This is a genomic window from Streptomyces sp. NPDC059398, assembly GCF_042751845.1.
Classification (GTDB): Bacteria; Actinomycetota; Actinomycetes; order Streptomycetales; family Streptomycetaceae; genus Streptomyces.
This window is the reverse complement of sequence record NZ_JBHYWP010000193.1, coordinates 1-4,120: the sequence shown is the minus strand read 5'-3', so window position 1 is coordinate 4,120 and position 4,120 is coordinate 1. Positions and strand designations below refer to the sequence as shown.

The following is a 4,120-nucleotide window of genomic DNA, read 5'->3' as shown; positions in this document are numbered from 1 at the left end:
TATCGCGGAGAGCGCCACCGAGCACCCGGGGGCAGATGCTCCCGGGAACCGGCCGTTACGTCTCCGGGGCGGAATGGACCCGCCGAACCGGATTCAGCTGCTGAGGAATTCGTTGCCCGCCTTCAGGGCGTCGCCGCCGGCCTTGGCCGCTCCCTTCACGGCGTGCACCTTCTTGCCGACGTGGTCTCCGAGGACTCCCTTGGCGATGGGCTGGGCCTGCTCGCCGACGGCGGCCGTGGTCTGGGCCGCGTCGCTGATCGTGCCCCCGAGGTCATTGGCCTGGGCGACGGGAGCGAAGGCGGCGAGCAGGGCGGATCCGGCGGCGGCAGTGGTGAGGATTCGACGTACGTTCATGCCCGGGGTAACGCGCGGAGGCGCCCGAAGGCACGCCTCCGTCAGCGGATCGCCCCGAGTGCCCACCGGCCCCACCCGCACGGGGGCCTCATCCGGCTCATTAACTGCGTGACACAGATTCTGTGCGGCACCTAGTATCGCGGAGAGCGCCACCGAGCACGGAACACGGAACACAGAGCACAACAGAGCACAGAAGACAGAAGACAGAAGACAGAAGACAGAGCAGGCAACGGCAACGCACAGAGCCCACCGCCGAAAGGACCCCTCATGACCGTCCTCGTCACCGGAAGCCGAGGCAAGGTCGGCACCGCCCTCATCCCGCTGCTGCGCGGCAACGGGACCGAGGTGCGGGCCGCATCGGCCGCCCCCGGAGACCTCTCGCTGCCCGACGGGGTGACAGCCGTACGGTGCGACCTCCACGACCCCGCCACCTTCCCGGCCGCACTCGACGGGGCCGACGCCGTCTTCCTCTACGCGGAGCCCTCCCGGATCGACGCGTTCGTCCAGCAGGCCGAGGCCGCGGGCGTCCGGCACATCGTGCTGCTCTCCTCCAGCTCCGTGCTCGGCCCCCACGCGTCCGAGAGCGCGATCGCCCGCACCCATCTCACCGTCGAACAGGCCCTGGCCGCCTCGTCCATCGGAACGACAGTCCTGCGGCCCGGCGCCTTCGCGGGCAACGCGCTCCAGTGGAAGTGGGCCCTGCGGTCCGCCGGCGTCATCGACCTCCCGTACCCGGGCAGTTACTCCGATCCGATCCACGAACGGGACATCGCCGATTCCGCGTACGCCGCCCTCACCGACCCCTCGGTGCGCGGCGGGGCGTACCACCTGACCGGACCGCAGTCGCTCACCTTCACCGAGCAGATCGCCACCATCGAAGCCGCGACCGGCCGCACCATCCCGTTCCGGCGTGTCAGCCCCGAAGCGTGGAAGGAGTCGGTCAGCGCCCATCTGCCCGCCACGGTCGCGGACTCCCTGCTGCGCTACTGGGCCGCGTCCGACGGCGTCCCCACGGCCGTCACCGACCAGGTGCGGTCACTCACCGGCCACCCGGCACACACCTTCGCCACCTGGGCCACCGAGAACGCGGCAGCCTTCACCGTGGCACCCACAGCCCCCGACACCATCTGACCCCATCTGACCCCATCTGACAGGCGGACCGGAAATCTCCGGCCCGCCCCCCGCCCCGATGACATCCTGACACCGTGAACGGACCGGAGATCCACCTCGAAGTCGCCCCCGGACTGCGCCTCTTCCTCCCAGCGGAGCGGCGCAGGGAGAACAAGGGACGACGTACGGACCTGATCACCGACGGCTCGTCGACCCTCGGCCATGTCGTCGAGTCGGCCGGCATTCCGCTGACCGAGGTGGGCCGGCTGGTCGTGGACGGCCGGCCCGTACCGTTCTCGCACATCCCGCGCTCGGGAGAGACCGTCGAGGTGTACGCGGTGGAGCGCCCCCAGCGGGTGCCGGGCGCCCCGCTGCGCTTTCTGCTCGACGTCCATCTCGGCACGCTGGCCCGCCGGTTGCGGCTGCTCGGCGTCGACACCGCGTACTTCAGCGAGGACATCGGGGACCCCGCACTCGCCACCTACTCGGCGGAGCACCGGCGCGTCCTGCTCTCCCGCGACCGGGGCCTGCTGCGGCGGCGCGAGCTGTGGGCCGGGGCGTACGTCTACAGCGACCAGCCCGACCAGCAACTCCGCGACGTACTGGGCAGGTTCGCCCCCGCCCTCGCCCCGTGGACCCGGTGCAGCGCCTGCAACGGCGAGCTGGCGCCCGCGTCCAAGGACAGCGTGCGCGGCCGGATCGAGGGCGGCACCGAGCGCTCCCACGACGTCTTCGCCCAGTGCGTCGCCTGTGGACGGGTGTACTGGCGCGGCGCGCACCACCACCGCCTGGAGGCGATCGTGGCGGACGCGCTGCGGGAGTTCAGCCCAGCTCCCCGCTCCGCAGACGGCTGATCTGCTGCGCGCTCATCGCCACGGTCCGCCGCATATGCTCGGTGAGCAGGGCGATCTCGCGGTCGTCGTACGCGTCGAACAGGGCGGACCAGGCGCCGTCGAGCCGCGCCCACACCGCCCCGAACTCGGCCATCCGCGCGGGCACCGTCACCACAAGGACCTTCCGCCGGTCGCCGGTGTCGCGCTGCCGCCGCACATAGCCCGCACGCTCCAGCCGGTCGACGAGCCGGGTGGCCGATCCGGTGGTGAGCCCGGTCAGCTCCGCGATCCGGCCCGTGGTGACCGGGCCCGCTTCGAGACTCAGCAGATTGAGGCACTGCACATCGGTGGGGTGCAGCCGCAGATGATCGGCGAGAGCCTGGTTGAACAGGGCGTACGCGGCCATGTACCGGCGGGAGGTGGCACCCAGCTCGGCCATCAGCACGCTGCGCGGCGCCGTCTTCTGCGTCATGCGGAGAGCGTACGACGCAGCACCCGGAGGGCCAGGACGGGCGGGACACGGAGGACCGGGACGCGGCCGGCCCGCACACGGTGACCATTACACCGAGGACCCGAGGACCCGAGGGCCAGGACGTGCGGGGCAAGCACCCGGAGGATCATGCCAGGCTGCCCCCATGCTGATCCTCCGCTCCGCCGCCCTCTTCGTACTCGCCGCGCTCTTCGAGATCGGCGGCGCCTGGCTGGTCTGGCAGGGAGTGCGGGAGAACAGGGGCTGGATCTGGATCGGCGGCGGTGTCATCGCGCTCGGTATCTACGGCTTCGTGGCGACGCTCCAGCCCGACGGCGAGTTCGGCAGGATCCTCGCCGCGTACGGCGGGATCTTCGTCGCGGGCTCGATCGTCTGGGCCATGGTCGCCGACGGATACCGGCCGGACCGCTGGGACGTGACCGGCGCACTGATCTGTCTGGCCGGGATGGCCGTGATCATGTACGCCCCGCGCGGCCGCTGAGACCGGCATATCCTGGGCACCGCCTCCCGTACGCCTCCCCTCCCGAGGAGCCCCGCCATGACCCCGCCGCCCGCAGCCACCAACCGCATCGCCGTCGTCACCGGAGCGAGCAGCGGCATCGGTGCGGCCACCGCACGGCAGCTCGCAGCGGCGGGCTACCGGGTCGTGCTCACCGCCCGCCGCAAGGACCGCATCGAGGCCGTGGCCGCGGAGATCAACGCGGCGGGCCACCAGGCCACCTCGTACGCCCTGGATGTCACCGACCGCGCGGCCGTCGAGGAGTTCGCCACCGCGTTCCCCACCATCGGCGTCCTGGTCAACAACGCGGGCGGCGCGCTCGGCGCGGACCCGGTGGCCACCGGCGACCCGGCGGACTGGCGCCGGATGTACGAGACGAACGTCATCGGCACCCTCAACCTCACCCAGACCCTCCTCCCCGCCCTGACCGCGAGCGGCGACGGCACCATCGTGATCGTCTCGTCCACGGCGGGCCACGGGGCGTACGAGGGCGGCGGGGGCTATGTGGCGGCGAAGAACGGCGCCCGTGTGCTCGCCGAGACGCTCCGCCTGGAGATCGTGGGCCACCCGGTGCGGGTGATCGAGATCGCCCCCGGCATGGTCAAGACCGAGGAGTTCGCCACCACCCGCTTCGGCGGCGACGAGGAGAAGGCCGCCAAGGTCTACGCGGGCGTGGCCGAACCCCTGGTCGCGGAGGACGTGGCGGAGGCCATCACCTGGACGGTGACCCGCCCCAGCCACGTCAACATCGACCTGCTGGTGGTCCGCCCCCGCGCCCAGGCGTCCAACACCAAGGTCCACAGGGAGCTGTGACGGCGGCGCGGCCCGTCGACC

General features: G+C 71.7%; 6 protein-coding genes. 4 read left to right on the top strand and 2 right to left on the bottom strand.

Annotated elements, in window-relative coordinates; all coding sequences use genetic code 11:
- Nucleotides 1-93: 93 nt before the first annotated feature.
- Nucleotides 94-354: a hypothetical protein gene (locus ACFXBC_RS34825; protein WP_385034054.1), complete on the bottom strand. Its 261-nt coding sequence runs from the start codon at nucleotides 352-354 to the stop codon at nucleotides 94-96.
- 267 nt (nucleotides 355-621) lie between these two features.
- Here ACFXBC_RS34825 and ACFXBC_RS34820 point away from each other — a divergent pair, with 267 nt between their 5' ends.
- Together ACFXBC_RS34820 and ACFXBC_RS34815 are read left to right on the top strand one after the other, a co-directional pair.
- Complete coding sequence (locus tag ACFXBC_RS34820) at nucleotides 622-1,485, top strand: SDR family oxidoreductase (RefSeq protein WP_385034051.1); 864 nt, start codon at nucleotides 622-624, stop codon at nucleotides 1,483-1,485.
- Between the two features lie 74 nt (nucleotides 1,486-1,559).
- Nucleotides 1,560-2,318 carry a Mut7-C RNAse domain-containing protein gene (locus tag ACFXBC_RS34815; RefSeq protein WP_385034048.1) on the top strand — a complete coding sequence of 253 codons (759 nt, stop codon included), beginning with the start codon at nucleotides 1,560-1,562 and terminating at the stop codon, nucleotides 2,316-2,318.
- Here the strand turns inward: ACFXBC_RS34815 and ACFXBC_RS34810 are convergent.
- Nucleotides 2,287-2,769: a MarR family winged helix-turn-helix transcriptional regulator gene (locus ACFXBC_RS34810; protein ID WP_385034046.1), complete on the bottom strand. Its 483-nt coding sequence runs from the start codon at nucleotides 2,767-2,769 to the stop codon at nucleotides 2,287-2,289. The genes ACFXBC_RS34815 and ACFXBC_RS34810 overlap by 32 nt on opposite strands.
- Nucleotides 2,770-2,932: 163 nt before the next feature.
- On the opposite strand from ACFXBC_RS34810, the gene ACFXBC_RS34805 reads away from it, so the two are divergent.
- Nucleotides 2,933-3,268, top strand: a complete 336-nt coding sequence (locus ACFXBC_RS34805; protein ID WP_385034043.1) for a YnfA family protein — start codon at nucleotides 2,933-2,935, stop codon at nucleotides 3,266-3,268.
- Nucleotides 3,269-3,325: 57 nt separating this feature from the next.
- Nucleotides 3,326-4,099, top strand: coding sequence for an SDR family NAD(P)-dependent oxidoreductase (locus ACFXBC_RS34800; RefSeq protein WP_385034040.1), 774 nt, complete (start codon nucleotides 3,326-3,328; stop codon nucleotides 4,097-4,099).
- Nucleotides 4,100-4,120 lie beyond the last annotated feature (21 nt).